Here is a 26206-nt window from a genome sequence, read left to right on the forward strand (position 1 = left end):
TAGATTCCGGGTCATGCTTGCAATTCTGGCCATTCCTACCAACTTAACGGGGAAGCGATGACCGCCGCACAAAAATCCGATCAGCAGGCGGTCCGCGCCGGCAATTACGAGCTGAGCCACCTGCGCGCGCTGGAGGCCGAGGCCATCCACATCATCCGCGAGGTCGCCGCGGAGTTCGAGAAGCCAGTGCTGCTGTTCTCCGGCGGCAAGGACTCGATCGTGATGCTGCACCTGGCGGTCAAGGCCTTCGCACCGGGCCGGTTGCCGTTCCCGGTCATGCACGTGGACACCGGCCACAATTTCGACGAGGTGTACGAAACCCGCGACGAGCTTGTCGAGCACTACGGCGCCCGCCTGGTCGTCGCCAAGGTGCAGGATGACATCGATGCGGGGCGGGTCGTGGAGACCATCCCGTCACGTAACCCGATCCAGACCATCACGCTGCTGCGCGGCATCCGGGAGAACAAGTTCGACGCGGCATTCGGTGGGGCACGGCGCGACGAGGAGAAGGCCCGCGCCAAGGAGCGCGTGTTCTCCTTCCGCGACGAGTTCGGCCAGTGGGACCCCAAGGCTCAGCGCCCCGAGCTGTGGAACCTGTACAACGGTCGCCACCACAAGGGTGAGCACATCCGGGCCTTTCCGATCTCCAACTGGACCGAGTTCGACATCTGGTCCTACATCGGCGCCGAGAAGATCAAGCTGCCCTCCATCTACTACGCGCACCAGCGCAAGGTGTTCGAGCGCGACGGCATGCTGCTGGCGGTGCACAAGTACATGCAGCCCCGCAAGGACGAACCGGTGATCGAGAAGACCGTGCGATTCCGCACCGTCGGTGACGTCACCTGCACCGGCTGTGTCGAGTCCACGGCCGCAACGGTTTCCGAGGTCATCGCCGAGACCGCGGTGTCCCGGCTCACCGAGCGTGGCGCCACCCGGGCCGATGACCGGATCTCCGAGGCCGGAATGGAAGATCGCAAGCGCGAGGGGTACTTCTGATGAGCACGTTGTTACGCATCGCCACCGCGGGATCCGTCGACGATGGCAAATCCACGCTGATCGGCCGGTTGCTGTTCGACTCCAAGGCGGTGATGGAGGATCAGCTGGCCGCCGTCGAGCGGACCTCCAAGGAGCGCGGCCACGACTACACCGACCTGGCGTTGGTCACCGACGGTCTGCGGGCCGAGCGCGAGCAGGGCATCACGATCGACGTCGCCTACCGCTACTTCGCCACGGCCAAGCGCAAGTTCATCATCGCCGACACTCCGGGGCACATCCAGTACACCCGCAACATGGTGACCGGAGCCTCCACCGCACAGTTGGTCATCGTGCTGGTCGACGCGCGCCACGGCCTGCTCGAGCAGTCCCGTAGACATGCGTTCCTGGCCTCACTGCTGGGCATCCAGCACATCGTGCTGGCCGTGAACAAGATGGACCTGATCGATTGGGACCAGGAGCGGTTCGAGGCGATCCGTGACGAGTTCCATGCGTTTGCCGCGCGGTTGGATGTGCACGATGTGACGACGATCCCGATGTCGGCACTCAACGGCGACAACGTGGTGACCAAATCCGATGTCACGCCTTGGTATGAGGGTCCGTCGCTGCTGAGCCACCTCGAGGACGTCTACATCGCCGGTGACCGCAACCTGGTCGACGTGCGCTTCCCGGTGCAGTACGTGATCCGCCCACAGACGCACGAGCACGCCGATCACCGTAGTTACGCCGGCACCGTGGCCAGCGGTGTGCTGCGCCCCGGGGACGATGTGATCGTGCTGCCGGCCGGAAAGCCCACTCGCATCACTCAGATCGACGGCCCCAGTGGCGTCGTCGAGGAGGCGTTCCCTCCGATGGCGGTGTCGATCAGCTTGTCCGACGACATCGACATCTCCCGCGGCGACATGATCGCCCGGCCCAACAACCAGCCCCGGGTCACCCAGGAGTTCGACGCCACGGTGTGCTGGATGGCCGACGGATCGTCACTGGAGCCCGGTCGCGAATACCTGATCAAGCACACGACCCGCACCACCAGGGCCAAGATCACCGGGCTGGACTATCGCCTGGACGTCAACACCCTGCACCGGGACAAGTCCGCTACGGCGCTCAAACTCAATGAGCTGGGCCGTGTCTCGCTGCGTACCCAGTCGCCGCTGCTGCTGGACGAGTACAGTCGCAACGGCTCCACCGGATCGTTCATCCTGATCGACCCCAACACCAACGGCACCGTCGGCGCTGGCATGGTGTTGCGCGACGCCCGCAACGAGACCGCGAGCCCCAACACCGTCCGGCACGAGTCACTGTGCACCACCGAGGATCGGCTCTCGAAGGGCCGGACCGTGTGGTTCACCGGCCTGTCCGGCTCGGGGAAGTCCTCGGTGGCGATGCTCGTCGAGCAGAAACTGCTCGAAAAGGGCGTTCCGGCATACGTTCTGGACGGAGACAACCTGCGCCACGGGCTGAACGCGGACCTTGGCTTCTCGATGGCCGACCGCGCCGAGAACCAACGTCGGCTGGCCCACATCGCGGCGATTCTGGCCGACTCCGGCCAGGTTGTACTGGTGCCCGCGATCAGTCCGCTGGAGGAGCACCGGGCACTCGCGCGCAAGGTTGCCACGGACGCCGGTCTCGAGTTCTTCGAGGTGTTCTGCGACACCCCGCTGGAGGACTGCGAACGCCGCGACCCCAAGGGCTTGTACGCCAAGGCGCGGGCCGGCGAGATCACCCATTTCACCGGCATCGACAGCCCGTACCAGCGGCCGAAGAACCCGGATCTGCGGCTGACACCGGAGCACAGCACCGCTGAACTGGCCGACATGGTGATCGAGCTGTTGGAACTGCCGTCGTGAACGATCACGAACTGGCGGCCCGGCTGGCCACCCGGGCCGGGGATCTGCTGCTCGACGTCCGCGCCGACTACGCCGATGCCCCGGCCGCCGAGCGGAAGGCCGCCGGGGACAAGCAGTCCCACGACTTCCTGATGGCTGAGTTGGCCAAGATGGTTCCCGCCGACTCGGTACTGTCGGAGGAGGCCACGGCCGATGAGCGCGCCGACCCGGCCCGGTTGAGCGCCGAGCGGGTGTGGATCGTCGACCCGCTCGACGGCACCCGGGAGTTCTCCGAACTCGGCCGCGACGACTGGGCTGTGCACGTGGCGCTGTGGAGCGCAGGTGAACTCGTGGCCGGGGCGGTCGCGTTGCCCGCCCAGAACACCACGCTGTCCACCCCTGAGGTGGCTGCACCGCGTCCGTTCGACGGCCCGCCGCGAGTCGTGGTGTCGCGCACTCGGCCACCCGCGGTGGCGCTGGCGGTGCGCGAGGCGCTCGACGGAACATTGGTCGAAATGGGTTCGGCCGGAGCCAAAGTCGCAGCGGTCATCCGCGGGGTGGCCGATGTCTATGTGCATGCCGGTGGTCAGTACGAGTGGGATTCGGCTGCACCCGTCGCGGTGGCCCGCGCGGCCGGCCTGCACACCTCACGCATCGACGGTTCGCGGCTGGTCTACAACTCGGCCGACCCCACGCTGCCCGATCTGATCGTCTGCCGGCCCGAGCTGGCCGAACGGGTGCTGGCGGTCACTACCGGATAGTCGGCACACCGACGGGGAGCTCGTCGGTTCCGACATTGGCGCAGGCGAGCTTTAGTTCGTAGAGTGCGCTGATCGAATTCTGGTACCCGCCCATGTAGTTCTTGTCGGGCCACCCGTTCGGCGGCGCACTGTGGTTGCCCTGGCCGAACTGGTGCAGCGCGTCGGCGAATGCCAGCGCTTTCCGCCTCAAGTCGGGGTCTTCGATCGATGCCGCTTCATCGCGGGCCGCGACCGCCGCGGCGGCGGCTTCTCGGGGTGCGTTCGGATCGCCGGCACCGTCTTTTCCCGCCGAAACGCCTGGGATGACCAAGTGGTGGGCGACCTGATCGACGCGTTGGCAGTCAGCGCTGGGCTCGTCACTGTCCTCGGTGGCGTAGCCGACCACAACCATGATCAGCATCACCGGCGCCGCGACTGCCAACATGACCAGCCTGATCTTGGCCCCCGACCAATCCGGTAGTCCCATCATTGGAGCCTAAACGCGGCGACGGGTCACTAGGCTCGGCAAAATGAGCCGCCCTACCTTGCGCGAATTGGCCAGTCTTCCCGCCATGCCGGCCCGCCTCGCCGATTCCACCCTGGTCCTGATCGACTGCCAGAACACGTACACCCAAGGAATCATGGAGCTCGAAGGGGTGCAGGCCGCCCTGGAGCAGGCGGCGCAACTGCTCGATCGGGCCCGCAGCGCGGGTATCCCGATCATCCACATCCAGCATTCCGACGGTCCGGGCTCGCTGTACGACGTCGAAGGGGAGAGCGGTGCAATCGTGGCATCGGTGGCGCCGCGCGCGGGGGAACCCGTGGTGGTCAAGCAGTTCCCCAATTCGTTCGTGCAGACCGACCTCGACGATCGACTGAAGGGCCTGGGCGCGTCGAACCTGGTGCTCGCCGGTTTCATGACGCATATGTGCGTCAACTCCACCGCGCGCGGCGCATTCAACCTCGGGTATGCCCCCACGGTGGTGGCCGCCGCCACCGCCACCCGCACGCTGGCGGGCCCCGACAGTGCACCTGTGCCTGCCGCGATCATGCAGTCGGCGAGCCTGGCCGCGATGTCGGACCTGTTCGCCGTCGTCGTGCCGGATGCACAGGCAGTCCCGGACTGAGGCCCGCGGTTACGGGTGCCGGCAGGTCTCGTACTTGTCCACCAGCGCCTGTTCGGCCGGAGGTGGCTGATACACCAGCAGGTCGCGGGCTGTGCATCCGCCGACGGTGACGGTGATGGGACCGGTGGCCTGGCCGCTGCCGGTGATGTGCCCTTGTATCTGGTCGCTGGCGGTGTAGAGCGTCGGCTCGCCAAGCGTTGCCACGAGCGGCAGGTGACGTTGCGCGAGTTCGGCGGCGTCTGCCGGGTCGTGGGAACGGGTCTGTTCGGCCAGCCATACCGGTGCTTGCACGCGGCCGTTGATCGTCAGCTTGTTGGTGTGCGGGACGGCCTGATCGGCGTTCAGCTGCTTCCAGACGTCGAGTTCATGCGCCGTCGGGAAGCGACGGGTGCTCTTGATGTCGGCTGGGTGGTCGTCACCCGCGCTGATCGTCCAGGTCAGGTTGGCCAGATCGGCGAATTTTTCGGACAGCGTGCTGACGGCGGCGGCGACGTCGCGGTAATCGGCGGCATCGGCCAGTCGAATCGAGCCGACATCGGAATGCCCCCATTCCTGCACCGGGAACCGGCCGTCGGGGTGGGTGACCGTGGCACGTAGACGTACTGTGGCCGCGGGGAATTCGCGTTGCAGGCCGACCCAGTTGCGTGCCTGCGAGAGGATCTGCTGGTCGTTTCCGAGGGGCAGCCTGCCGCTGTCGATTGCGAAGACATTCGAGCCGTGGTGCGCGGTGAGCTCGGTGTGGTATCCGGTGTAATTGACCATCGTAAGGCCCTGGAGATACCGGGATACCATTGCGACGAACTGGTTTTCGGTGATCCCGGGCTCGGTCTCGACGTCAATGGTGAAGCGCACCAGGTCTTGGGCGGGGCGGTTGGCGACGGTGTGGTGGACCGTCTGAACTCCGGGCATCTGGCCGAGCAGTCGAGCCAGGCGTGCGACATCTGCGCTGCGGTCGGGCGGGCCGGCCTGGCATGCGGTCAGGACTGCGGTGAGGATCACGAGGCCGGCGGTGATCGCCCCGGAGCGCCAAGGATTCCGGTGCGTCACGCGGTGGATGACCGTTTGGCAAACCGCACGAACGGTATGCGTTCTCCTGCCGCCCGGAAATCGGCTTCGGAACCGTCGACCGAGAATCCCATCAGCCGTGGCAACAGATACTTGGCGGCCAACCGGTGCTGTGTCGCGTATCGCGCGAAAATGTCCGCGCCTTCAGCCTGGTCCACCGGGTGGGCGGTCACCGGCAAGGTTCGCCTGCCGACCTGGATCGTCACGTCGGGAGTGTGCAGAACATTGCGATACCACGCCGCGGTGGGGCCCCAGCCCGATGCGACGACGAAACTGTCGGTGGCCTTGTCGTGGTCGACAACTTCGAGGACCACCTCACGTTGCTTGCCGGTGACCCGCCCGATGTGGTGCAGCAGCAGGATGCGTTCGCCGAGAAGCCAGCCCAGTCTCCACCGATAGAGCTGGATGGGGGCGCGGTACAGGAGTCTGCTCAATCCACTGGGCGGACTGACGTTTTTGATGATCTTCATGACTGCCGTCCCTTCCTCGGAATTGCAAGCTAGTGCAATTATTGCATACTGCAATGGTGCTGAAACCAACCTGTCCGCACCTGGCGCCGGCTCAGATCCCCCTTCTGTGTGCTCGATGGCTGCGCGAGGGCTCGGCCGCGCTCGTCCCGATGGCCGTGGTGGTGGGCGCAGTCACGGGGCTGGCGGCCGTGGCGTTTCGTTGGCTCGTCACGACCTTCACCCGCATGTTCACCGGCTACGACGATTATTCGGCACTGGGGCGCGTGGCGAGCACGCACTGGCCGTGGCTGGGATTTTGGTTCTTGCTGCTGGCCCCGGTGATTGCCGGCGCCGTCTACGGGCCGATTGTCCATCGATTCGCGCCGGAGGCGCGCGGCCACGGTGTCCCGGAAGTGATGTATGCGGTCAGTCGCCGTGGTGGCCGGATTGCGCCGCAGGTGACGTTGGTGAAGGCCCTGGCGTCGGCTCTGTGTATCGGCGGCGGTGGGTCGGTCGGCAGGGAAGGGCCGATCGTGCAGATCGGCTCGGCCGCCGGCTCGACGCTCGCCCAGTTGCTTCGTCTGAACACGTCCCGGGTGCGATTGCTGGTGGCTTGCGGTGCCGCGGGCGGGATTTCGGCAACTTTCAACACCCCGCTGGCCGGACCGTTCTTCGCGATGGAACTCATTCTTCGTGACTTTGCCGCCGAATCGTTCGGCGCGGTGGTGCTTTCCAGTGTCACAGCCAGTGTGGTGGGCCGCGCACTGCTCGGCGACGAACCGTTCCTCGCGCTGCCGGCGTTCGCGGTGCACAGCCCCGTCGAGTATTCGCTCTACATCGCCCTCGGAGTCGTCGTCGGGATCGTCGGCGTCCTCTTCTCCAAATTGCTGTATCTCGTCGAGGACGTGTGCGACTGGGCTTGGCGCGGTCCAGAATGGGCGCGCCCCGCCGTCGGCGGGGTGTTCCTGGGCGGCATACTGATCGCAGTACCGCAGCTCTACGGGGTCGGATACCCGGTGTTGCAAGACGCGGTTGGGGGCCGGTACCTCCTCGGGATGCTGCTGTTGCTGATGGTCGGGAAGATGTTCGCGACCAGTCTGACGATCGGAATCGGCGGTTCAGGTGGCGTTTTCGCGCCGACGTTGTTCATCGGCGCCATGGCAGGCACCGCGTTCGGGACCCTGGTTCACGAGGCCTTTCCCAGCACCACCGAGGCGGCAGGGGCATACGGATTGATAGGCATGGGCGCGGCACTCGGCGGCGCCACACGAGCACCGATCACCGCGGTCATCATCCTCTTCGAGCTGACCGGACAGTATTCGATCATCCTCCCGCTGATGGTCGCGGTGGCCATCGCCGCCGGGACCGGCAGGCTCCTTTCCAAGGAGACGATCTACACGGCCAAACTGTGGCGCCGGGGTGTTGACCTGGATGCACCGCCTGCGGTGCCGGCAACGGTGCACGACCTGATAGGGCCGGCCCCTGATCCGTTGCCGGAGAACACCTCCCTCAAGGCCGCTGTCGACCGCTTCGCCGCGGAGCCTGGTGACATGCTGCCGGTGGTCACAGCCGACGGCGCGTACCGCGGTTGCGTATCAGCACGGGACCTCACCGCGGCACTGGGCCACTCGAATCCGCCCGAATCCATTACCGACCTCGTGTGGCATCCGCCATCGATCAACATCGCGGATACCACGGCACCGGTGACCACCTCCGGTGGGACCAACCTGATCGGCTGGATAACAGGTGAATCCGTGACAGGCCGTCGGCACTCCGAGACCAGGGGGCGCGCATGAACCGTATCTGGTTCAGATCAATCAGTATTCTCACAGCGGCAGTTGGGGTTTCGGTCGTCGCAGGGTGTGGTGGCGTTACCGTCCCCGCTGCGAACAGCGCGCGGCCGCACCCAGCGTCGGGCTTCGGACAATCGATGAACACCCTCACCGCGCAGCAGTTGGTCAACGCGATTACAGATGCCGGCCTACCGGTGCCCGGCTCACACGACGTCAGTGGTCTGCGATGCCCGCAAGTAGGGTGCCTCGACGACATCGAATCAGACACCATCTCTGTGATGACGTTTCCCAGCACCGGTCGGGCCGAGCTCTACGCTGGTTCGATCCCGGATATGTTTCAGATCGCGAATGTCGTCGTCAGGTTCGATGCGTCCGTCCCGCCAGGCAACCGGCGAAGCTATGAGACCGTCCTGGCGCGCACGCTCGAATGACCTCAGAGGTCGCTGTGGGCCGGAGGTTCACCGCCGGCTGCGGTAAACGCCGTGAGCGCGGTGACCAGCCCGCGGCGTTCGCGCGCCGGCATGGTTTCGACCACACGGGCAATTTCTGCGCGGCGGCGGGCCGTCACGGTGTCCACCACTTCCCGCCCACGCCGGCTCAACTCGGCAACCAGTTCGCGGCGCGAGCTCGGATTTGGCCTGCGGTCGATCAACCCCGCTGTGACCAGCCGCTCGACCATGCGGCCGACGGTCGAAGGTTGAACGTCGAGTAGGCCGGCCAGGGTCGCGAGGTTCGACGGACCGCGGCTGGAGAGGATCACCAATGCGCGAAACTGGGGGACGGTGATCGACTCGCCCAGTTCGGCGATCGAGCGTGCCGATATGGCGACCAACAGCCGCGACGCGGTGACCAAGGCGTCGGTGATCGCATCCACCGAATCGTCGACCGGTGTGTCATCCCGGACGTCCACAAGCGCTCCTCCCGATATCTACCCCGGTATACCAGTGTGGAACTCCGGCGCCCGAACCGATCGCCGAGTCGTAGCTCTGGCACGACCTCCTGGCACAATCTGAGAGCATGCGGATGTCGGCGAAGGCGGAGTATGCCGTCCGAGCCATGGTTCAGCTCGCGACGGTCGCCGAGGGCGAGCTCGTCAAGACCGATGACCTGGCCAAGGCGCAGGGAATCCCGGCGCAGTTCCTCGTCGACATTCTCACCGCCCTGCGCACCGACAGGCTCGTCCGCAGCCATCGCGGTCGCGAAGGAGGCTACGAGCTGGCCCGTCCGGCCGGTGACATCAGCATCGCCGACGTGTTGCGCTGTATCGACGGACCCCTGGCGAGCGTGCGGGACATCGGGCTGGGGGATCTGCCCTATTCCGGGCCGACGGCGGCGCTGACAGATGTCTGGCGGGCCCTGCGGGCCAGCATGCGCTCGGTGCTCGAGGAGACCAGCCTGGCCGATGTGGCGGCCGGTTCGCTACCCGGGCACGTCGACAAGCTGGCCAACGCCTACCGCGATCAGGAGCATGAGCGCGGGCACCGCTGAACGGGGTCAGCCGCCGTACGGACGGGTGATGATTTCCAGGTAATGCCCCGACGGGTCCCGAAAGTAGACCCCGCGTCCGCCGTCGTTGTGGTTGATCTCGCCGGGGTGTTGGCCGTGTGGGTCGGCCCAGTGTTGCAGCCCGCGGTCGCGGATCTTGCCGTAGATCGAGTCGAACTCGTCCTCGGACACGAGGAACGCGTAGTGCTGTGGCCGGACTTCCTCGTCGGCACCGGCCTGGGCGTAGTCGAGACTGACCCCGTGATTGAGCGTCACGGCGAGAAACGGACCGAACTCCTGCGGGCCTGGCAGGCCGAACAACTCGGTGAAGAACTCGGCTGAGACCTGCCGATCCCTGGAGGCCACGATGGTGTGATTGAAGGTGATCGCCATATCCGTCCAGTAAACCGCTGGACGGGTGCCACCGGCAACGGTGCAGGATGGGACCATGCCCAACACCCCGATTCTGGCCGGGTCACAGGTGCGGCTGCGGCCACCGGCCGTCGAAGACGCCCATGCGTTGTACACCCGGATCGCCTCCGATCCTGAGGTGACGCGCTATCTGTCCTGGCGCCCGCACTCGGGGGTGGCCGAAACTCGCCGCGTGATCACCACGTTGTTCAACGTCGGTGATGAACAGACCTGGCTGGTCGAGGTCGAAGGCGAAGTGGCGGGGCTGTGTGCGCGACGGCGCCCGCAGCCGTACGCGGTCGAGGTGGGTTACTGCTTGGCCCGGCCCTGGTGGGGGAGAGGCCTGATGTCGGAAGCGGTTTCGCTGATTCTGACTGACGTGGAGCCCGATCCCGCGGTGTACCGGGTAACGGCGTACTGCCACGTCGACAATGCCGGCTCGGCCGGGGTCATGCGGCGGTGCGGTCTGGCGCTGGAGGGAAGGCTGGCGCGCTACGCGGTGTTTCCCAACATCAGTGACGAACCGCAGGACGTGCTGCTGTTCGGGAAGGCGGTGCGGTGATGGACATATTCGATGTTCGGGGCCTGCGCCGTCCGGTGCTCGTGGCGCCGATGGCCGGTGGGCCCTCCACTCCGGAGCTGGCTGCGGCGGGCAGTAACGCCGGCGGGCTGGGATTCCTCGCCGCCGGCTATCTGACCGCCGACGCACTGGCCGAACGGATCGATGCGGCGCGTGGTTTGACCACAGAACCCCTCGGGGTGAATCTCTTTGTGCCGCAGCCAAGTGCGGGAACCTCCGAGCAGATCCAAGCGTACGCCGCCGAATTGGCCGGTGAGGCGCAGCGCTACGGGGTCGAACTCGGCACGCCCCGATTCGACGTCGATGCGTGGGCGGAGAAACTCGACGTGGTCAACGACCTGCGACCCGAGGTGGTGTCGTTCACCTTCGGATTGCCCAGCGCATCGGAACTCGCCCGGTTACGCGGTGCCGGTATCACCACCGTCGGGACGGTGACGACGCCGGTCGAGGCGCAGGCGGCCGTGGCCCGTGGGGTGGACGCGCTCGTGGTCCAGGGGCCCGGGGCCGGTGGCCACCGCGGCACGTTCGATCCGGCCGCGACACCCGCATCTGAACCGCTGGACCAACTCTTGGTGGAAGTGGTGGCTGCCGTTGACGTCCCGGTCATCGCGGCGGGTGGGCTGGTCAGCGCCGAGGATGTGGCGGGCGTGCGGGCTGCCGGTGCGGTGGCCGCCCAACTCGGTACCGCCTTCCTGCTGGCCGACGAAGCCGGCAGCAGCCCGGTGCATCGTGCTGCTCTGCAGAATCCGGAGTTCACCGAAACCGTTGTCACCCGGTCATTTTCCGGTCGCTACGCCCGCGGGTTACGCAACCGATTCATCACCGAGCATGATGCCCAGGCCCCGCTGGGTTATCCCGAGATCCATTACTTGACCAGCCCGGTGCGCAAGGCCTCGGTGGCCGCCGGTGATCCGCAAGCCACCAACGTGTGGGCCGGAACCGGGTGGCGCCAGGCCCGGACCGGTTCGGTGGCCGAGATCTTCGACCGGGTGACACCGGGCCGCTAGCCCCGTCCGCGGCCCCCCGTACGTTCGACGACGCGGTCCACGACGACATCGCCGTCGTCGGAGCGGGCCGTGACCTCGGCGGCCGCGCTGTCGGCGACGGTGGTCTCCGGTACCCGCACGGTCGTCGAGGATCCGGACTGGGCATGCACCAGATACGGTCCGCGCCCGGGCAATCCGATCACCACATCGCCGTTGCGGCTCGCCGCATCGACGCGCCGCGGGGCGGTGTCGCGGAAATCGACGGTGATGTCGCCGTCTGACGTGGTGGCGCTGAACTCTTCGGTGACCGCGATCGGATCGCGCGAGACGACCTCGCCGTCGACCGCGTGGGCCTCGATGCGGCGGGCAGCACCACGCAGGATGATCGCCCCACTGGTGACGCGGGAGATCAACTGGTCTACGTCTGCCTGTGCGATCACGGTGCCGAGCTCCTGCTCGGTGCGCACCGTCAGCCGCCGGGCCTGCTCCGGCGGTACGGCGATCGTGATCTCACCGCCGCGGGCCCACTCGAGCATGCGGGAAGGTTTGCCCGCGATGACGATCCGGGTCTCGTCGCCGTCGGTGCTGAGCTCAAGACGGTGCGCACCGCTGCGGGAGGTGTTCACCAGACGCAGATCCGCGGCGGCTTCGCGGGTTTCGCGGTCCGCGGTGATGCGGATCGCGACCGGGATGTGCGCCGTGTCGATCACCAGCGACCGCATGGTGGCGGGCAGTCCCTGATGATCGGTGACGACGCGGACGGTGCTGACGGCCCAGGCCGTCACGCCGAGTGCGGCCACGGTGCCGGCCACCAGCAGGGTGGCCGCGGCGATCAGGACGAGGCGGAATGTGGTGCGCCCGCCGGGGGTCAACCGAGGAGGCGGATTGACCGGTGGCGGAGGGGCGATGGTGGTCACGATGACGTTCCTTCCCGGGGCGACGTTCGGTCTAGGTCTCGAGGTAACGCAGCACCGCCAGCACGCGGCGGTTCTCGCTCTCGTCGGGAGCGAGGTCGAATTTCGTGAAGATCGATGCGATGTGCTTCTCTGCCGATCCGACCGAGATGTGCAGGGCTGCAGCGATCGCCGAGTTGGTCTTGCCCTCCGCCATCAACTGCAGGACGTCGCGCTCGCGAGGGGTCAGCTGGTCGAGGGCACTGTGGCGGGCCGAACGCACCAAGATCTGTGACACCACCTCGGGGTCGAGCACGGTGCCCCCGCCGCCCACGACGGCCACGGCATCGAGAAACGCGGGGACATCAGCCACCCGGTCCTTCAGCAGGTAGCCGAATCCTCTTGTGTCCGAGGCGATCAGATCGGCTGCGTAGCGCTCCTCGACGTAGTGGGACAGCACCAGGACCGGGGACTCCGGGTTCTGGCTGCGCAGCAGGGCCGCCGCGCGGATGCCCTCGTCGGTGAACGTCGGTGGCATCCGGACGTCCAGGATGGCCAGGTCGGGACGATGTTCGTTGACCAGGCGCAGCAGGTTGGTGGCGTCGGGCACGCCGGCGACGACCTCGTGCCCGGCGTCGGCCAGGATCCGTTCGATGCCCGCCCGCAGTAGTGCCGAGTCTTCGGCGATCACGATGCGCATGGCAGCACCGCCGTGACGATCGTGGGGCCGGTGGCGGGGCTGGACACCCCGAACGTCCCGCCTGCGGCGCGTACCCGCTCGTCCAGTCCACGCAGCCCTGTCGCGTGCTCGCCGCCATCGATGACCGCACCGCCCCGGCCGTCGTCGAACACCGAGACGTACAGCACGTTGGCGGCCTCATCCAACCGGACGGTGACAACCGCCTGCGACGCATCGGCGTGCTTGGCGACATTGGTCAATGCCTCGGCGACCACGAAATAGGCGACCGACTCCACCTCATCGGACAACCGGCGCGGGAGTTCGATGTGCAGTGTGGTCGGTACCCCGGAGGTCTCGGTACGTTGCACCACCGACGACAAGGCCGCGTCCAGGCCCCGATCCGACAGGATCGTCGGGGCGATACCGCGCACCACGTTGCGCAGTTCCACCAGTGCGTTCTTGGCGTCGTCGTGCGCCTCGGTGATCAGCGCCTTGGCGGCGGGCAGATCCGAATCCAGTTTGGTCTGGGCCAGTCCGATCGTCATCGCCAGTGACACCAGCCGGGGCTGCACGCTGTCGTGCAGATCGCGTTCGATGCGGTGACGCTCGGTGTGTGCCGAGGACACCGCACCCTGCCGGGCATCGGCCAGGGCGTTGACCTGATACTCCAGGGCGGCCGTCGGCGAGGGCGGCAAGAGCCATCGATCGATCGCGGCATCCATGGCCGGGGCGAAGATCAGGATGGCGACCGCAGCGGTCACCGCGACGATCGCCAGTAGCCAGGCGATCGGCGGCGACACGAAGACCAGGCCGGCGTCCTCGTCGCTCTGACGGATGGCAGCGGCCGCAGCCGGACCCACGAACGCGAACGTGAGCAACAAGAATGCCAGGCCGGTGGCCAGCATGTCGTAGGCCATCCGCAGGTAGTGATGGCAGAAACCTTTCCAGAACCGGGTACTGCTGATGTCCAGCCACAGCTGATGCGCCCACCCCTGGAAGCCGGTGTGCGGTGACAGCCGGCGCGGCGGGATCCCGATACCCAGGCCGAACACCGCTTCACTACGCGTCCGCTCGACCCACTCGACGCCACGGATCAGGTAGACGAACACCACCGCGGCGAGCACGAATCCGATCACCGACGGAATCGAGGAGACTCCGATAACCAAGAGAGACAACGGTATCCAGAACCACACCAATGCCAGTGCGGCGCCGGTGATCATCGACGCGGTCGGCACGAAGCCGATGGTGGGGGCGCGGTGGGCGGTTTCGCTGATTGCGACCATGGCTTCAAACCTACGAAGTCCGGCGGTCTGGCGACACAGCGTTTTCCTCCGAATGCCGGTGGGGGATATCCCCCAGGCCTATTTGGGGGCGGTGAGCTCCAACGCGATGTTGTCGGGGTCGCGGAACTCCAGGATGTAGGACGGGCCGATGTCCTTGACCGGTTCATGCGCGATACCCAAGCCGTCGAGGTGGCCCGCGGCCTCGTTCAACTCGGAGATGTTCTTCAGCCGGAAGGCCAAGTGGTCCAGCCCGGTTCGGTTCTCGTCGAACATGTCACGCCCGACCGGACGCAGGCCGATCAGCGTTGCCCCGGCGTCGTAGATGACCCCGCCGAACAGAAAACCGAGACGTGCCCGGACCGCCGGACCGGCATCCTGCGGCAGCTCGATGAGGACCGGCCACCCGAAAACGCTCTCGTAGAACTGCCGTGACCGTTCGATGTCGGTGACCGTGAGCCGCACATGCGCGACCGACGACGTGGTGATGGCCATGGGTTCATGCTGCCACTCGACATGACAGAATTCGTGCGTGCGCGTGGGGATGACGATGCCGGTTATGGAACCTCAGTTGGATGCGACGACGCTGCGGTCCTGGGCGCACGTCATCGACGGGGGTCCGTTCTCGTCGCTGTGTTGGGGAGAGCGGATCGCCTTCGACAACCCGGACAGCCTGACCCTGCTCGGTGCCCTGGCGGCGTGGACCGATCGGGTGCGGCTGGTGACGACGGTGATCGTGCCGCAGCTGCACGATCCGGTGATGTTGGCGAAAGGCCTGTCGACCGGGGATCTGCTCAGCGGCGGGCGGTTGACCGTGGGTATCGGCGTGGGTGGTCGTCACGAGGATTACCACGCCGTCGGCGCTGATCCGGCGTCTCAGACGCGGCGTGCACTGGCCGAGCGTGTCGCGGTGATGAAGCGGGTGTGGGCCGGGGAGAAGGTCACCGAATCGGTGCTTCCGGTCGGACCGCCTCCGGTGCAGGCCGGCGGACCGCCCCTGCACATCGGCACCATCGGGCCCAAGACCATCCGTGATGCCGCGGCCTGGGCCGACGGCGTGGCAGGCACGACCCTGGACCTGGATCTGACCCGTCAGGCCGAGTTGTTCGACATCGCCCGGACCGCCTGGGCCGAGGCCGGTAAACCCAAGCCCCACCTGGCCACCTCGTTCTGGTTCGCCCTCGGGAAACCCGAGGAGGCTCGCGCCCAGGTGCACCGGCACCTGCGTCGCTACATGAACTGGATCCCGGCCGAATACGTCGATGCCATGGCGCCCACGACCGGGTGGGCCGGTACCGAAGAGGAGCTGATCGAGATCCTCGGCAAGTTCGAGGACATCGGCACCGACGAGGTGCACCTCATCCCGACGAGCTCCGACATCGATCAGCTGCGTCGCGTCGCCGAGGTGGCACAAGGTTTCGCCTGAGCCTGCGCGCCGGGGCCCCACCAGCAAAACGTGAGCAAGATCATTTCGGCGGTCGAGCGTAGTCTGTATCTCGAAGCCGAGAGGAGTACCCGGGTGTCGTGGCCTCTCCGCTGCCGCGGTGATCGGCATTCTGGGACACCGCGAATATCCAGCATAAATGGGTCGGCAACGGCGGTGTTAACCCAGCGGTCACCTGATGTTCGGTTTCGATGCACCAAGCGCCGCGCGGTCGCAGGTCACGCGCCGACCCGCCCGACGGGGTGCTCAGCTACAGCAAACTATCTCGGGAGCCTGCCATGGCGCGCGATCTCGCGGTTCTGGGACTAGCGTTTCAAATTGGCGTCATCGTCAGACGGCGTCGAACGCGACAGTTGGGGACCCAGATGCACAAGAGTTTGATCGCCACGACCCTCGCCGCGGGGGCCGTCGGCGCCGCGGTCGCGCTCTCCGCACCGGCGTCGGCCGATTCCAAAGGCAACAGCACCGTGGGGTGCTCACCGTGTGACCGCGTGAACTCGTCGGTCACCGATGCTGTAACGGACGCCGCCAAGAGCGCGCTCACCGGCGGAGTGGACCTGCCCGAGAGCCCGATCGTGGAGAAGTGGACGAACTTCCCGGGCAAAACCGCCGAGAAGTGGGGTGGCTTCCCCGGCAGGACGGCCGAGAAGTGGGGTGGCTTCCCCGGCAGGACGGCCGAGAAGTGGGGCGGTTTCCCCGGCAAGGTCCTCAAGAAGTGGACCGGACTGGGCTGAACCCACACCGGTCAGGCGGTTGCGTCGTCCTGTGCCAAGTGATCGGCCAGCAGCCTGCCGGCATTGCGGATGTGCCGGGCCATGGCGGCGCGGGCCTGCTCCGCGTCGTTCGTTCGGAGATGCTCGATGATCGCGCGGTGATCCTGGGCTGAGGCCTCCGGCCACCCTTCCACCGCCGCGAAGAACTTGCGCGGTGCGTACGCCAACGTCGTCTTGATCAGCCAGCGCATCTTGCGTGATCCGCTCAGCCGGTAGATCAGGGCGTGGAACTGATGGTTGAGGTGCTCTTCTGCCTCGAAATCTTTTGCAGTAGCCGCCTTTTCGAGTTCATCCTGGATGCGTTCGAGCTCGTCGACCGTCGCCGGGGTGATCTTCCCGGCGGCGCGGGCCGTGAGCTCACCGCCCAGCAGTGCCTGCGCGTCATAGATGTCGCGGATGTCGTCGCTCGACAGCGCAGTCACCATGAAGCCGCGCCGAGGCTCGACGGAAAGAAACCCCTCGGTCTGCAGCTGCAGCAGGCCCTCGCGCGCCGGCGTGGCACTGACCCCGAGCTCGTCGGCGACCGCCTCTGGGCGGATGAATTCTCCGGAATGCAGCTGTCCCGAAACGATCAGCTCCCGAACGTGGGCCGCGACCATGTCGGACAACCGCATCGGCGCCTGTCTCTTCGAATTCCCGGTCATGTCAGGGGGCCTCAGATGTCGAGTCCGCCGCGTTTGACCAACTGCTTGGCGATCACGCCACGCTGGATTTCGTTGGTGCCTTCGCCGACGATCATCAGCGGTGCATCTCGGAAGTAGCGTTCGACGTCGTACTCGGTGGAGTAGCCATAGCCGCCGTGGATCCGGACCGCGTTGAGCGCAATCTCCATCGCGGTCTCGGACGCGAACAGCTTGGCCATCCCGGCCTCCATGTCGCAACGACCGCCGGCATCGAGACGCGCTGCGGCATCGAGCAGGAGGGTGCGGGCGGCGTAGAGCTTGGTGCCCATGTCGGCCAGCATGTTGCCGACCGACTGGTGCTGCCAGATCGGCACCCCGAAGCTCTCCCGGTCCTGCGCGTACTGCAGGGCGTCATCGAACGCCGCGCGAGCCACACCGGTAGCCCTGGCCGCCACCTGGATCCGTCCGACCTCAAGTCCCTTCATCATCTGCGCGAAGCCGCGCCCTTCAGTGCCGCCCAGCAGGGCATCCGAATCCACCCGGCAGTCAACGAAATTGATCTCGCAGCTCTCGACGCCCTTGTAGCCCAGCTTCGGCAGGTCCTTCGAGACCGTGAAGCCAGGAACCTTCTCCACCAACAGGATCGACACGCCCTTGTGGGCGGGGGTGGCGGTGGGATCGGTCTTGCACAGCAGGGCGACGAGGCCGGCCTTGCGGGCGTTGCTGATCCAGGTCTTCGACCCGTTGACCACATAACCGGAGTCGTCCTCGGTCGCGACGGTCCGCATGGCCTGCAGATCGGAGCCGCCACCGGGCTCGGTCAGGGCCATCGTGGCGCGCAGCTCCCCGGTGGCCATTCGGGGCAGGTATTTCTGCTTCTGCTCCTCGGTGCCGAACTGCAACAGCAGCTTCGAGACCACGGTATGCCCACCCATCGCGCCGGCCAGGCTCATCCAGCCGCGGGCGAGTTCCTCGGTCACCTGGGCGTAGCAGGGCATCGAAACGGCGGCGAAGCCATACGGTTCCGGGATCGCCAGCCCGAAGATGCCCATCTCCTTCATCGTCTCGATGAGTTCTTCGGGATAGGTGTTGGCGTGCTCGAGTTCGCGGACCACAGGCCGGACCTGCCTGTCCACAAAGTCGCGGACGGTTTCGACGATGGTCTGCTCTTCGGCGGACAAGGTGATCACTGCTGGCTGCCTTCCCTCAACTCTATGGAATATATTCTATAGAGCTATGTGTGCCGACTCGGATACTGTGTGCTCAACAGGGGAGGACCGGGGTGCATCGGCTAGTTCAAGGTCGCGGCGATGGTTGAGTGGAAGCGCACCCTGAGCGCGTTGCTGGCATCAGGGGTTGTCGTATCGTGTGCGCCCTCTGTGTCACCGGATGTGCGGCAGTCGCCCAGCGCTGAGACGCCGAATGCGGGTCAGCCGCCGAGCCGTCAGACACAAACCGTCAATTGGCCCGACAAGCTGAAGGATTTCCGCTTTCGATGGTCTGCCGAGCCGGGTATTGACCTGTACTCGGGTGCCGCTGTCCCACTGCGCGCGTATGCGGAGTCTTGGCGGGTCGCGCAGATGATGTCCGACATGAGCGCTGCCTACCCCGGATTCGAACGGGCGGTTCCTGCCAACCGGGAGCTGACTGACCATTCTCCGCGGGACGCGCCCGCGTACATGTTGACCTTTGTCCGTCCGTCCATGGACGACGAACTCGACGAGATATACACCGATAAACCGCGTTACGAATCAAAGCGGTTCTACGGCAACGAATATTTCCACATCCTGTCGTTGGACGAGGTTGATGGTGGCTGGCGGGCGTATCTGTGCGACGGGCTGTACGACATGTACCGCGATGGCAAGGACGGCTACAGTCCCGTAACCAGTTTGCGCGGTTGGACCGGACCTCCCAAGGAACCGATGAAGGGCATCCGGGTGTGGCACGTCGAAATGGCAGCCCCGGAAAATTCGGGAGCGAGCGCTCCTCAGAAAGGTTCCAACCCGGCTCCAAGTGGCGACGTCTTCTCATCATGGCGCATCCGAGGTGCGGCTCCCGACAGTAAGTGGGAATCGGCCCCGGGATTCAGCGGCAGCGATTATCACGAGACCTTTGCCGACTTCGAGCGCCGCCGGCAGCAATGTAGCGACCGGATGCCTGGCGCCCTTGATTCGCGGAATGCCGGCGACCAAACGATCAACAAGAAGCCGGATATGCAGCCCGCAGTGCCTGGCTGGCCGGACGCCACAACGTAGACACGGTTTCTGGATGGATGCTGGAGCGGGCCATCGAATCTGACATTTCCGCAGTTCAGACGTGGTGCCCCCGGCAGGATTCGAACCTGCGGCCTTCTGCTCCGGAGGCAGACGCTCTATCCCCTGAGCTACGGGGGCGCGGGCTGAAGATCAGCTGCGCCGATTGGGCTTGCATAGCGTAGCGCATGGACGCGTGAATACGGATTCGGGGCGCAGGGACCCCAGACCATAGGATGGACCCTCGTGACCCCCGCCGACCTTGCAGAGCTGCTCAAGGCTACTGCCGCCGCAGTGCTGACCGAACACGACCTGGACCCCGCCGCGTTGCCCGACACCGTCACGGTCGAGCGCCCGCGCAACCTTGAGCACGGCGACTACGCGACCAACCTCGCGTTGCAGCTCGGTAAGAAGGTCGGGGTCAATCCGCGCGAGCTGGCCGGCTGGCTGGCCACCGCGCTGGCCGCCGCCGATGGCATCTCCGCCGCCGAGGTCGCCGGACCCGGCTTCGTGAACCTGCGCATCGAGGCGTCGGCGCAGGGGGTCATCGTCACCAACGTGCTGACTGCCGGCGCAACCTACGGCAACTCGACCGAACTGGCCGAGAAGGTCAACCTGGAGTTCGTCTCGGCCAACCCGACCGGGCCCATCCACATCGGCGGCACCCGCTGGGCCGCGGTGGGCGACGCGCTGGGCCGGCTGCTGTCCACCCAGGGCGCCGACGTCACCCGCGAGTACTACTTCAACGACCATGGCGCCCAGATCGACCGGTTCGCCCGCTCACTGGTCGCCGCGGCCAAGGGGGAGCCGGCCCCTGAGGACGGCTACGCCGGCAGCTACATCAACGACATCGCCGCGTCCGTGCTGGCCAAGCGCCCGGATGTGATGAGCCTGCCCGACGATGCGCGGCAGGAAACCTTCCGCGAGATCGGCGTGGACCTGATGTTCGCCCACATCAAGGAATCGCTGCACGAGTTCGGTACCGACTTCGACGTGTACACCCACGAAGACTCGATGCACACCTCCGGTCGGGTCGACCAGGCCATCGCGAAGCTGCGCGAGACCGGCAACATCTACGAGAAGGACGGCGCAACCTGGTTGCGCACCACCGAATTCGGCGACGACAAGGACCGCGTCGTCATCAAGAGTGACGGCAACGCCGCCTACATCGCCGGCGACCTCGCCTACTACCTCGACAAGCGCAAGCGCGGATTCGACCTGTGCATCTACATGCTCGGCGCCGACCACCACGGTTACATCGCGCGGCTGAAGGCCGCCGCCGCGGCGCTCGGGGACAACCCGGACACCGTCGAGGTACTGATCGGCCAGATGGTCAACCTGGTCCGAGACGGCCAGCCGGTCCGGATGAGCAAGCGCGCCGGCACCGTGATCACTCTCGACGATCTGGTCGAGGCCATCGGCGTCGACGCCGCGCGCTACTCCCTGATCCGGTCCTCGGTGGACACCCCGATCGACATCGATCTGGCGTTGTGGTCGAGCGCCTCCAACGAAAACCCGGTCTACTACGTGCAATACGCGCATGCGCGGTTGTCCGCGCTGGCCCGCAACGCCGCTGACCTCGGTGTCACCGCCGACACCGCACATCTGGATCTGCTGACCCACGAAAAAGAGGGCATCCTGATCCGCAACCTGGGCGAGTTCCCCCGGGTGCTCAAGGCCGCCGCTGCGCTGCGGGAACCGCACCGGGTGTGCCGGTACCTCGAAGACCTGGCCGGCGACTACCACCGGTTCTACGATGCCTGCCGCGTGCTGCCGCAGGGCGACGAAGACCCAGGGGAGCTCAACTCCGCACGCCTTGCGCTGTGTGAGGCCACTCGCCAGGTGATCGCCAACGGCCTGGCCATCCTGGGTGTCACCGCTCCGGAGCGCATGTGAACGCGCACCCCGCCGGGCCCCGGCACGCTGACGAGGTACACCATGCTGGTGCTCCGGAGAAGCCGCAGAGTCCCGAAGACGTGATGCAGCTGGCCCCGAATGTGTGGCCACGCAACCTGGTTCGAGGCGGTGATGGTGTGGTGTCGATCGCCGGGGTGCCGGTCACCGAATTGGCGGCCGAGTACGGCACCCCGCTGTTCGTGATCGACGAGGACGACTTCCGGTCCCGCTGCCGTGACATTGCCACGGCTTTCGGCGGTGGTGACTACGTGCACTACGCAGCCAAGGCATTCCTGTGCAGCGAGATCGCCCGCTGGGTCAACGAGGAAGGCCTCTCGCTGGACGTGGCCACCGGGGGAGAGCTGGCGGTGGCCCTGCACGCCGGCTTCCCGCCCGAGCGAATCACTCTGCACGGCAACAACAAATCAGTCACCGAGCTGAGCACCGGGGTCAAGGCCGGAGTCGGGCACGTGGTGGTCGACTCCCTGATCGAGATCGAGCGTTTGAACGACGTCGCCGGGGCGGCGGGCATCCTGCAGGACGTGCTCGTGCGGGTGACCCCGGGCGTTGAGGCCCATACCCACGAGTTCATCTCCACCGCCCACGAGGACCAGAAGTTCGGGCTGTCACTGGCCAGCGGCGCGGCGATGGAAGCGGTGCGCAAGGTGTTCGCCACCGAAAACTTGCGCCTGGTCGGGTTGCACTGCCATGTCGGCAGCCAAATCTTCGATGTGGCCGGCTTCGAGGTGGCCGCCCACCGGGTGATCGGCCTGCTTCGTGATGTGGTGTCGGAGTTCGGCGTCGACAAGACCTCCCAGATGTCGATCATCGACCTCGGTGGTGGCCTCGGCATTTCATATGTGCCACAAGATGATCCACCGCCGATGCAGGAGCTGGCAGACAAGCTCAAAGCCATCGTGCGCAGCGAGTCCGAGGCCGTCGGACTGCCCACGCCGAAGCTGGTGGTCGAGCCGGGGCGGGCCATCGCCGGACCGGGCACAATCACCCTCTACGAGGTCGGCACCGTCAAAGATGTGGCGGTCAGCGCCACCGCGCAGCGGCGCTACGTCAGCGTGGACGGCGGCATGAGCGACAACATCCGTCCCGCCCTGTACGGCGCCGAGTACGACGCGCGTCTGGTCTCGAGGTTCAGCGATTCCTCGGCAACCCTGGCCCGAATCGTCGGAAAACACTGCGAGACCGGGGATATCATCGTCCGTGACACCTGGGTCTGCGATGACATCGCGCCGGGGGACCTGATGGCAGTCGCCGCGACCGGTGCCTACTGCTACTCGATGTCGAGCCGGTACAACCTGCTGTGCCGCCCCGCCGTGGTTGCCGTGAAAGACGGCAAGACGCGGTTGGTGCTCCGTCGGGAAACCGTCGACGATCTCTTGAGCTTGGAGGTAAGTGGTCAATGAGTGAGAAGCCCATCGGCGTAGCGGTATTGGGGCTGGGCAACGTCGGCAGCGAAGTGGTGCGCATCATCAACGAGAGCGCCGCCGATCTCGCGGCCCGCATCGGCGCCCCGCTCGAGGTGCGCGGCATCGGCGTGCGCAAGGTCTCCGGTGACCGCGGCGTGCCCAAGGAGTTGCTCACCGACGACATCGTCGAACTGGTGTCGCGCGACGACGTCGACATCGTGGTCGAGTTGATGGGCCCGGTGAAGCCGGCCCGCAAGGCCATCCTGGCCGCCCTCGAGCAGGGTAAGTCGGTGGTCACCGCCAACAAGGCACTCCTGGCCCAATCCACCGGCGAACTGGCGCAAGCCGCCGAAAAGGCGCGCGTCGACCTGTATTTCGAGGCTGCTGTGGCCGGCGCCATCCCGGTCATCCGCCCACTGACCCAGTCGATGGCCGGTGACACCGTGCTGCGCGTGGCCGGCATCGTCAACGGCACCACCAACTACATCCTGTCCGAGATGGACAGCACCGGAGCCGATTACAGCTCTGCGCTGGCCGATGCCGGCGCACTGGGCTACGCCGAGGCTGATCCCACCGCCGATGTCGAGGGCTATGACGCCGCAGCCAAGGCCGCGATCCTGGCGTCGATCGCCTTCCACACCCGAGTCACCGCCGACGACGTCTACCGCGAAGGCATCACCAAGGTGAGCGCCGCCGACTTCGATTCGGCCCGCGCCCTGGGCTGCACCATCAAACTGCTCGCCATCTGCGAGCGGCTGACCACTGACGAAGGCAAGCAACGGGTTTCAGCCCGTGTCTATCCGGCGCTGGTGCCGTTGACGCACCCGCTGGCGGCGGTCAACGGTGCTTTCAACGCGGTGGTGGTCGAGGCCGAGGCGGCCGGCCGGCTGATGTTCTACGGCCAGGGTGCCGGGGGAGCGCCGACCGCGTCGGCGGTGATGGGCGACGTCGTGATGGCCGCGCGCAACCGGGTCCAGGGTGGCCGTGGTCCGCGCGAATCCAAGTACGCCAAGCTGCCGATCGCACCCATCGGATTCATCCCGACCCGTTACTACGTCAACATGAACGTCTCCGATCGGCCGGGTGTGTTGTCCGCCGTGGCAGCCGAATTCGCCAAGCGCGAGGTCAGCATCGCCGAGGTTCGCCAGGAAGGCATGGTCGACGAAGAGGGACAGCCGTGTGGCGCCCGCATCGTCGTGGTCACCCACCAGGCCACCGATGCCGCGCTCTCGGAAACCGTCGAGGCGCTGGCCGACCTCGACGTGGTGCAGACCATCAACAGCGTGCTGCGTATGGAAGGAACGAACGCATGAACCCCGGGACGCAAGGAAAGAGCAGCGCAGGGCCGGTGCACCGGCCCTGGCCGGGATTGATCGAGGCTTACCGCGATCGGCTGCCGGTCGGCGACAACTGGACGCCGATCACCCTGCTCGAGGGTGGCACGCCGCTCATCCATGCCAAGCGTCTGAGCGAACTCACCGGCTGCACAGTGCATCTCAAGGTCGAGGGGCTCAACCCGACCGGTTCGTTCAAGGACCGTGGCATGACCGTGGCGGTCACCGAGTCACTGGCGCGTGGTCAGCAGGCAGTGCTGTGCGCCTCCACCGGCAACACCTCGGCATCGGCAGCGGCCTACGCCGCCCAGGCCGGTATCACCTGTGCGGTGCTGATCCCGCAGGGCAAGATCGCGATGGGCAAGCTGGCGCAGGCGGTCATGTACGGCGCCAAGATCATTCAGGTCGACGGCAACTTCGACGACTGCCTGGAGCTGGCCCGTAAGATCACCGCCGATTTCCCGACCATCGCGCTGGTGAACTCGGTCAACCCATACCGCATCGAGGGGCAGAAGACCGCCGCATTCGAGATCGTCGACGCGCTGGGTACCGCCCCCGACGTGCATTCACTACCGGTGGGCAACGCGGGCAACATCACCGCGTACTGGAAGGGCTACAGCGAGTACCACCGCGACGGCGTGTCGGACCGACTGCCGCGCATGCTCGGCACCCAGGCTGCCGGAGCCGCCCCGTTGGTGCTGGGCGAGCCGGTCAAGGAGCCCGAGACCATCGCCACCGCAATCCGGATCGGTTCGCCGGCGTCGTGGTCCGGCGCGGTCGAGGCGCAGCAGCAGTCCAAGGGCCGGTTCCTGGCGGCAACCGACGACGAGATCCTCGCCGCGTATCACCTGATCGCCCGCAGCGAAGGCGTGTTCGTCGAGCCCGCGTCGGCGGCCAGCGTCGCAGGATTGCTCAAGTCGATCGAGGACGGTTGGGTCAAGCGAGGGTCGACGGTGGTCTGTACCGTCACCGGCAACGGTCTCAAGGACCCCGACACCGCACTCAAGGACATGCCCGCCGTCACCGCGGTGCCGGTCGATCCGGTTGCCGTCGTCGCGAAGCTCGGACTGGTCTGAGCCTGGTGAACACCACCCTGCCCGCCGGACTCACCGCCACCGCTGTCGTTGCAGCGTCCAGCGCCAACCTCGGCCCAGGTTTCGACAGCCTCGGGCTGGCGTTGAGCCTCTACGACGAGATCATCGTCGAGACAACCGAATCCGGCCTTCGGCTGGAGGTCGAGGGTGAGGGTGCAGGCCAGGTGCCGTTGGATGCCACGCACCTGGTCGTGCGAGCCATCGAGGCAGGGTTGGCGGTCACCGGGCACCGCGCTGCGGGCCTGATCGTGCGGTGCCGCAACGAAATTCCGCACTCGCGCGGGCTCGGATCCTCGGCCGCGGCGGTTGTCGGTGGGCTCGCAGTGGTCAATGGCCTTGTGGTGCAAGTTGGTTCGGACCCGATGCCCACCGAACAGCTGATTCAACTGTCCAGTGAGTTCGAGGGGCATCCCGACAATGCCGCGGCGGCAGTGCTCGGGGGTGCGGTGGTGTCCTGGACCGAAGCCGACGACGACGGGCGGCCGCACTATCGGGCGGCGTCGGTACGGATACATCCGGACATCCGGCTGTTCCCCGCCGTCCCGCAGCAACGGTCGTCCACCGCCGAGACCCGTGCCGTGTTGCCCGACCAAGTCAGCCACTTCGACGCGCGGTTCAACCTCAGCCGTGCCGCGCTGCTCGTCGTCGCGCTCAGTGAGCGCCCGGATCTGCTGATGTCGGCCACCCAGGACGTGTTGCATCAGCCACAGCGCGCCGCAGCCATGCCTGCCTCGGCGGAATACCTGCAGCTGCTGCGGCGTTATGGGGTGGCAGCGGTGTTGTCCGGGGCCGGGCCTACGGTTCTTGGACTGAGCTCACAGGCGGGACTGCCTGGTGAGGCTGTGGATTACGGCACCGCCAACGGGTTCACCGTCAAGGAAATGTCGGTCGGAGCCGGCGTCCGCTGGACGTCGGGTGTGGCCGCGAGGAACTGACGATTGAGCAGCACAGGAAGAAGCAGACACCACACGCCCAGCGTTGACGTTGCTTGATTACTTCACCAAAGCGAGTTATTCTCGCTCTCGTCCAGCACTCGCAGGGTCTCTGCCTGCGTCGACA

General features: G+C 66.3%; 28 protein-coding genes and 1 tRNA gene. 17 read left to right on the plus strand and 12 right to left on the minus strand.

Features of this window, described 5'->3' with window-relative positions:
* The first annotated feature begins 57 nt into the window (after window positions 1–57).
* Genes cysD through BKG60_RS13370 form a run of 3 tightly spaced genes read left to right on the plus strand, consistent with a single transcriptional unit; the run spans window position 58 to window position 3580 of the window.
* A complete protein-coding gene (cysD, locus tag BKG60_RS13360) occupies window positions 58–996 on the plus strand; it encodes a sulfate adenylyltransferase subunit CysD (protein ID WP_070946823.1) in 939 nt (312 codons plus the stop codon).
* Entirely contained in the window at window positions 996–2840 is a 1845-nt protein-coding gene (gene cysC / locus BKG60_RS13365) for an adenylyl-sulfate kinase (RefSeq protein WP_070946822.1), read from the plus strand. Before cysD ends, cysC begins: the two co-directional genes overlap by 1 nt.
* The gene (locus tag BKG60_RS13370) at window positions 2837–3580 is read left to right on the plus strand and encodes a 3'(2'),5'-bisphosphate nucleotidase CysQ (RefSeq protein WP_075909679.1); all 744 of its coding nucleotides are present in this window, start codon (window positions 2837–2839) and stop codon (window positions 3578–3580) included. Before cysC ends, BKG60_RS13370 begins: the two co-directional genes overlap by 4 nt.
* Here the strand turns inward: BKG60_RS13370 and BKG60_RS13375 are convergent.
* Window positions 3570–4046, minus strand: a complete 477-nt coding sequence (locus BKG60_RS13375) for a hypothetical protein (RefSeq protein ID WP_131827518.1) — start codon at window positions 4044–4046, stop codon at window positions 3570–3572. The genes BKG60_RS13370 and BKG60_RS13375 overlap by 11 nt on opposite strands.
* A gap of 43 nt (window positions 4047–4089) precedes the next feature.
* Between BKG60_RS13375 and BKG60_RS13380 the strand changes: the two genes are divergently transcribed.
* On the plus strand, window positions 4090–4686 hold the full coding sequence (locus tag BKG60_RS13380; RefSeq protein WP_075909681.1) for a cysteine hydrolase family protein: 597 nt from the start codon (window positions 4090–4092) through the stop codon (window positions 4684–4686).
* A gap of 9 nt (window positions 4687–4695) precedes the next feature.
* Here the strand turns inward: BKG60_RS13380 and BKG60_RS13385 are convergent, their stop codons facing one another.
* Together BKG60_RS13385 and BKG60_RS13390 are read right to left on the minus strand one after the other, a co-directional pair.
* On the minus strand, window positions 4696–5733 hold the full coding sequence (locus BKG60_RS13385) for a hypothetical protein (RefSeq protein ID WP_070185677.1): 1038 nt from the start codon (window positions 5731–5733) through the stop codon (window positions 4696–4698).
* Window positions 5730–6221, minus strand: a complete 492-nt coding sequence (locus tag BKG60_RS13390) for a nitroreductase family deazaflavin-dependent oxidoreductase (protein ID WP_070185678.1) — start codon at window positions 6219–6221, stop codon at window positions 5730–5732. Before BKG60_RS13390 ends, BKG60_RS13385 begins: the two co-directional genes overlap by 4 nt.
* Before the next feature lie 53 nt (window positions 6222–6274).
* Here BKG60_RS13390 and BKG60_RS13395 point away from each other — a divergent pair, with 53 nt between their 5' ends.
* Together BKG60_RS13395 and BKG60_RS13400 are read left to right on the plus strand one after the other, a co-directional pair.
* Window positions 6275–7996 (plus strand): chloride channel protein, encoded by a 1722-nt coding sequence (locus tag BKG60_RS13395; RefSeq protein ID WP_120764910.1) that lies wholly within the window; start codon window positions 6275–6277, stop codon window positions 7994–7996.
* Window positions 7993–8424, plus strand: a complete 432-nt coding sequence (locus tag BKG60_RS13400; RefSeq protein ID WP_131823443.1) for a hypothetical protein — start codon at window positions 7993–7995, stop codon at window positions 8422–8424. The genes BKG60_RS13395 and BKG60_RS13400 overlap by 4 nt, the downstream gene beginning before the upstream one ends.
* A 2-nt stretch (window positions 8425–8426) precedes the next feature.
* Here BKG60_RS13400 and BKG60_RS13405 read toward each other — a convergent pair whose 3' ends face one another.
* Window positions 8427–8903, minus strand: a complete 477-nt coding sequence (locus tag BKG60_RS13405; RefSeq protein WP_070185680.1) for a MarR family winged helix-turn-helix transcriptional regulator — start codon at window positions 8901–8903, stop codon at window positions 8427–8429.
* A 107-nt stretch (window positions 8904–9010) separates the two neighbouring features.
* Between BKG60_RS13405 and BKG60_RS13410 the strand changes: the two genes are divergently transcribed.
* Window positions 9011–9481, plus strand: a complete 471-nt coding sequence (locus BKG60_RS13410) for an Rrf2 family transcriptional regulator (protein WP_070185681.1) — start codon at window positions 9011–9013, stop codon at window positions 9479–9481.
* Window positions 9482–9487: 6 nt separating this feature from the next.
* Here the strand turns inward: BKG60_RS13410 and BKG60_RS13415 are convergent, their stop codons facing one another.
* Window positions 9488–9871, minus strand: a complete 384-nt coding sequence (locus BKG60_RS13415) for a VOC family protein (RefSeq protein ID WP_070946816.1) — start codon at window positions 9869–9871, stop codon at window positions 9488–9490.
* Between the two features lie 55 nt (window positions 9872–9926).
* Between BKG60_RS13415 and BKG60_RS13420 the strand changes: the two genes are divergently transcribed.
* Together BKG60_RS13420 and BKG60_RS13425 are read left to right on the plus strand one after the other, a co-directional pair.
* Window positions 9927–10451, plus strand: a complete 525-nt coding sequence (locus tag BKG60_RS13420) for a GNAT family N-acetyltransferase (RefSeq protein ID WP_070946815.1) — start codon at window positions 9927–9929, stop codon at window positions 10449–10451.
* Entirely contained in the window at window positions 10451–11476 is a 1026-nt protein-coding gene (locus BKG60_RS13425; RefSeq protein WP_070946814.1) for a nitronate monooxygenase, read from the plus strand. The genes BKG60_RS13420 and BKG60_RS13425 overlap by 1 nt, the downstream gene beginning before the upstream one ends.
* Here BKG60_RS13425 and BKG60_RS13430 read toward each other — a convergent pair.
* The 4 genes from BKG60_RS13430 to BKG60_RS13445 all read right to left on the minus strand — a co-directional run bounded on the left by BKG60_RS13430 (window position 11473) and on the right by BKG60_RS13445 (window position 14802).
* Entirely contained in the window at window positions 11473–12372 is a 900-nt protein-coding gene (locus BKG60_RS13430) for a DUF4097 family beta strand repeat-containing protein (RefSeq protein WP_070946813.1), read from the minus strand. The two genes, BKG60_RS13425 and BKG60_RS13430, sit on opposite strands and share 4 nt — an antisense overlap.
* A gap of 31 nt (window positions 12373–12403) precedes the next feature.
* Window positions 12404–13048 carry a response regulator transcription factor gene (locus tag BKG60_RS13435; RefSeq protein WP_070946812.1) on the minus strand — a complete coding sequence of 215 codons (645 nt, stop codon included), beginning with the start codon at window positions 13046–13048 and terminating at the stop codon, window positions 12404–12406.
* The gene (locus tag BKG60_RS13440; protein WP_070946811.1) at window positions 13036–14310 is read right to left on the minus strand and encodes a sensor histidine kinase; all 1275 of its coding nucleotides are present in this window, start codon (window positions 14308–14310) and stop codon (window positions 13036–13038) included. Before BKG60_RS13440 ends, BKG60_RS13435 begins: the two co-directional genes overlap by 13 nt.
* Before the next feature lie 78 nt (window positions 14311–14388).
* Window positions 14389–14802 carry a VOC family protein gene (locus BKG60_RS13445; RefSeq protein WP_070185687.1) on the minus strand — a complete coding sequence of 138 codons (414 nt, stop codon included), beginning with the start codon at window positions 14800–14802 and terminating at the stop codon, window positions 14389–14391.
* 49 nt (window positions 14803–14851) lie between these two features.
* On the opposite strand from BKG60_RS13445, the gene BKG60_RS13450 reads away from it, so the two are divergent.
* Together BKG60_RS13450 and BKG60_RS13455 are read left to right on the plus strand one after the other, a co-directional pair.
* Window positions 14852–15733 carry an LLM class flavin-dependent oxidoreductase gene (locus BKG60_RS13450; RefSeq protein ID WP_070946810.1) on the plus strand — a complete coding sequence of 294 codons (882 nt, stop codon included), beginning with the start codon at window positions 14852–14854 and terminating at the stop codon, window positions 15731–15733.
* A gap of 383 nt (window positions 15734–16116) precedes the next feature.
* On the plus strand, window positions 16117–16485 hold the full coding sequence (locus BKG60_RS13455; protein ID WP_070946809.1) for a hypothetical protein: 369 nt from the start codon (window positions 16117–16119) through the stop codon (window positions 16483–16485).
* A gap of 11 nt (window positions 16486–16496) precedes the next feature.
* On the opposite strand, the gene BKG60_RS13460 is transcribed toward BKG60_RS13455, so the two are convergent.
* On the minus strand, window positions 16497–17168 hold the full coding sequence (locus BKG60_RS13460) for a GntR family transcriptional regulator (RefSeq protein WP_070946808.1): 672 nt from the start codon (window positions 17166–17168) through the stop codon (window positions 16497–16499).
* Between the two features lie 11 nt (window positions 17169–17179).
* On the minus strand, window positions 17180–18337 hold the full coding sequence (locus tag BKG60_RS13465; protein WP_207549618.1) for an acyl-CoA dehydrogenase family protein: 1158 nt from the start codon (window positions 18335–18337) through the stop codon (window positions 17180–17182).
* Between the two features lie 120 nt (window positions 18338–18457).
* On the opposite strand from BKG60_RS13465, the gene BKG60_RS13470 reads away from it, so the two are divergent.
* Window positions 18458–19402 carry a hypothetical protein gene (locus BKG60_RS13470; protein WP_239252914.1) on the plus strand — a complete coding sequence of 315 codons (945 nt, stop codon included), beginning with the start codon at window positions 18458–18460 and terminating at the stop codon, window positions 19400–19402.
* 62 nt (window positions 19403–19464) lie between these two features.
* Here BKG60_RS13470 and BKG60_RS13475 read toward each other — a convergent pair.
* A tRNA-Arg gene (locus tag BKG60_RS13475) sits at window positions 19465–19540 on the minus strand.
* Between the two features lie 105 nt (window positions 19541–19645).
* Here BKG60_RS13475 and argS point away from each other — a divergent pair.
* The 5 genes from argS (at window position 19646) to thrB (ending at window position 26082) form a co-directional block, all read left to right on the plus strand.
* Window positions 19646–21295, plus strand: a complete 1650-nt coding sequence (argS, locus tag BKG60_RS13480; RefSeq protein ID WP_070946807.1) for an arginine--tRNA ligase — start codon at window positions 19646–19648, stop codon at window positions 21293–21295.
* Window positions 21296–21378: 83 nt separating this feature from the next.
* The gene (lysA, locus tag BKG60_RS13485) at window positions 21379–22716 is read left to right on the plus strand and encodes a diaminopimelate decarboxylase (protein ID WP_207549619.1); all 1338 of its coding nucleotides are present in this window, start codon (window positions 21379–21381) and stop codon (window positions 22714–22716) included.
* Window positions 22713–24032, plus strand: a complete 1320-nt coding sequence (locus BKG60_RS13490; RefSeq protein ID WP_070185694.1) for a homoserine dehydrogenase — start codon at window positions 22713–22715, stop codon at window positions 24030–24032. The genes lysA and BKG60_RS13490 overlap by 4 nt, the downstream gene beginning before the upstream one ends.
* Window positions 24029–25129: a threonine synthase gene (gene thrC, locus BKG60_RS13495; protein WP_070946805.1), complete on the plus strand. Its 1101-nt coding sequence runs from the start codon at window positions 24029–24031 to the stop codon at window positions 25127–25129. Before BKG60_RS13490 ends, thrC begins: the two co-directional genes overlap by 4 nt.
* Window positions 25130–25134: 5 nt before the next feature.
* On the plus strand, window positions 25135–26082 hold the full coding sequence (thrB, locus tag BKG60_RS13500; RefSeq protein WP_070946804.1) for a homoserine kinase: 948 nt from the start codon (window positions 25135–25137) through the stop codon (window positions 26080–26082).
* Window positions 26083–26206 lie beyond the last annotated feature (124 nt).

The sequence above is a fragment of the Mycobacterium syngnathidarum genome, from assembly GCF_001942625.1.
Taxonomy (GTDB): Bacteria; Actinomycetota; Actinomycetes; order Mycobacteriales; family Mycobacteriaceae; genus Mycobacterium; species Mycobacterium syngnathidarum.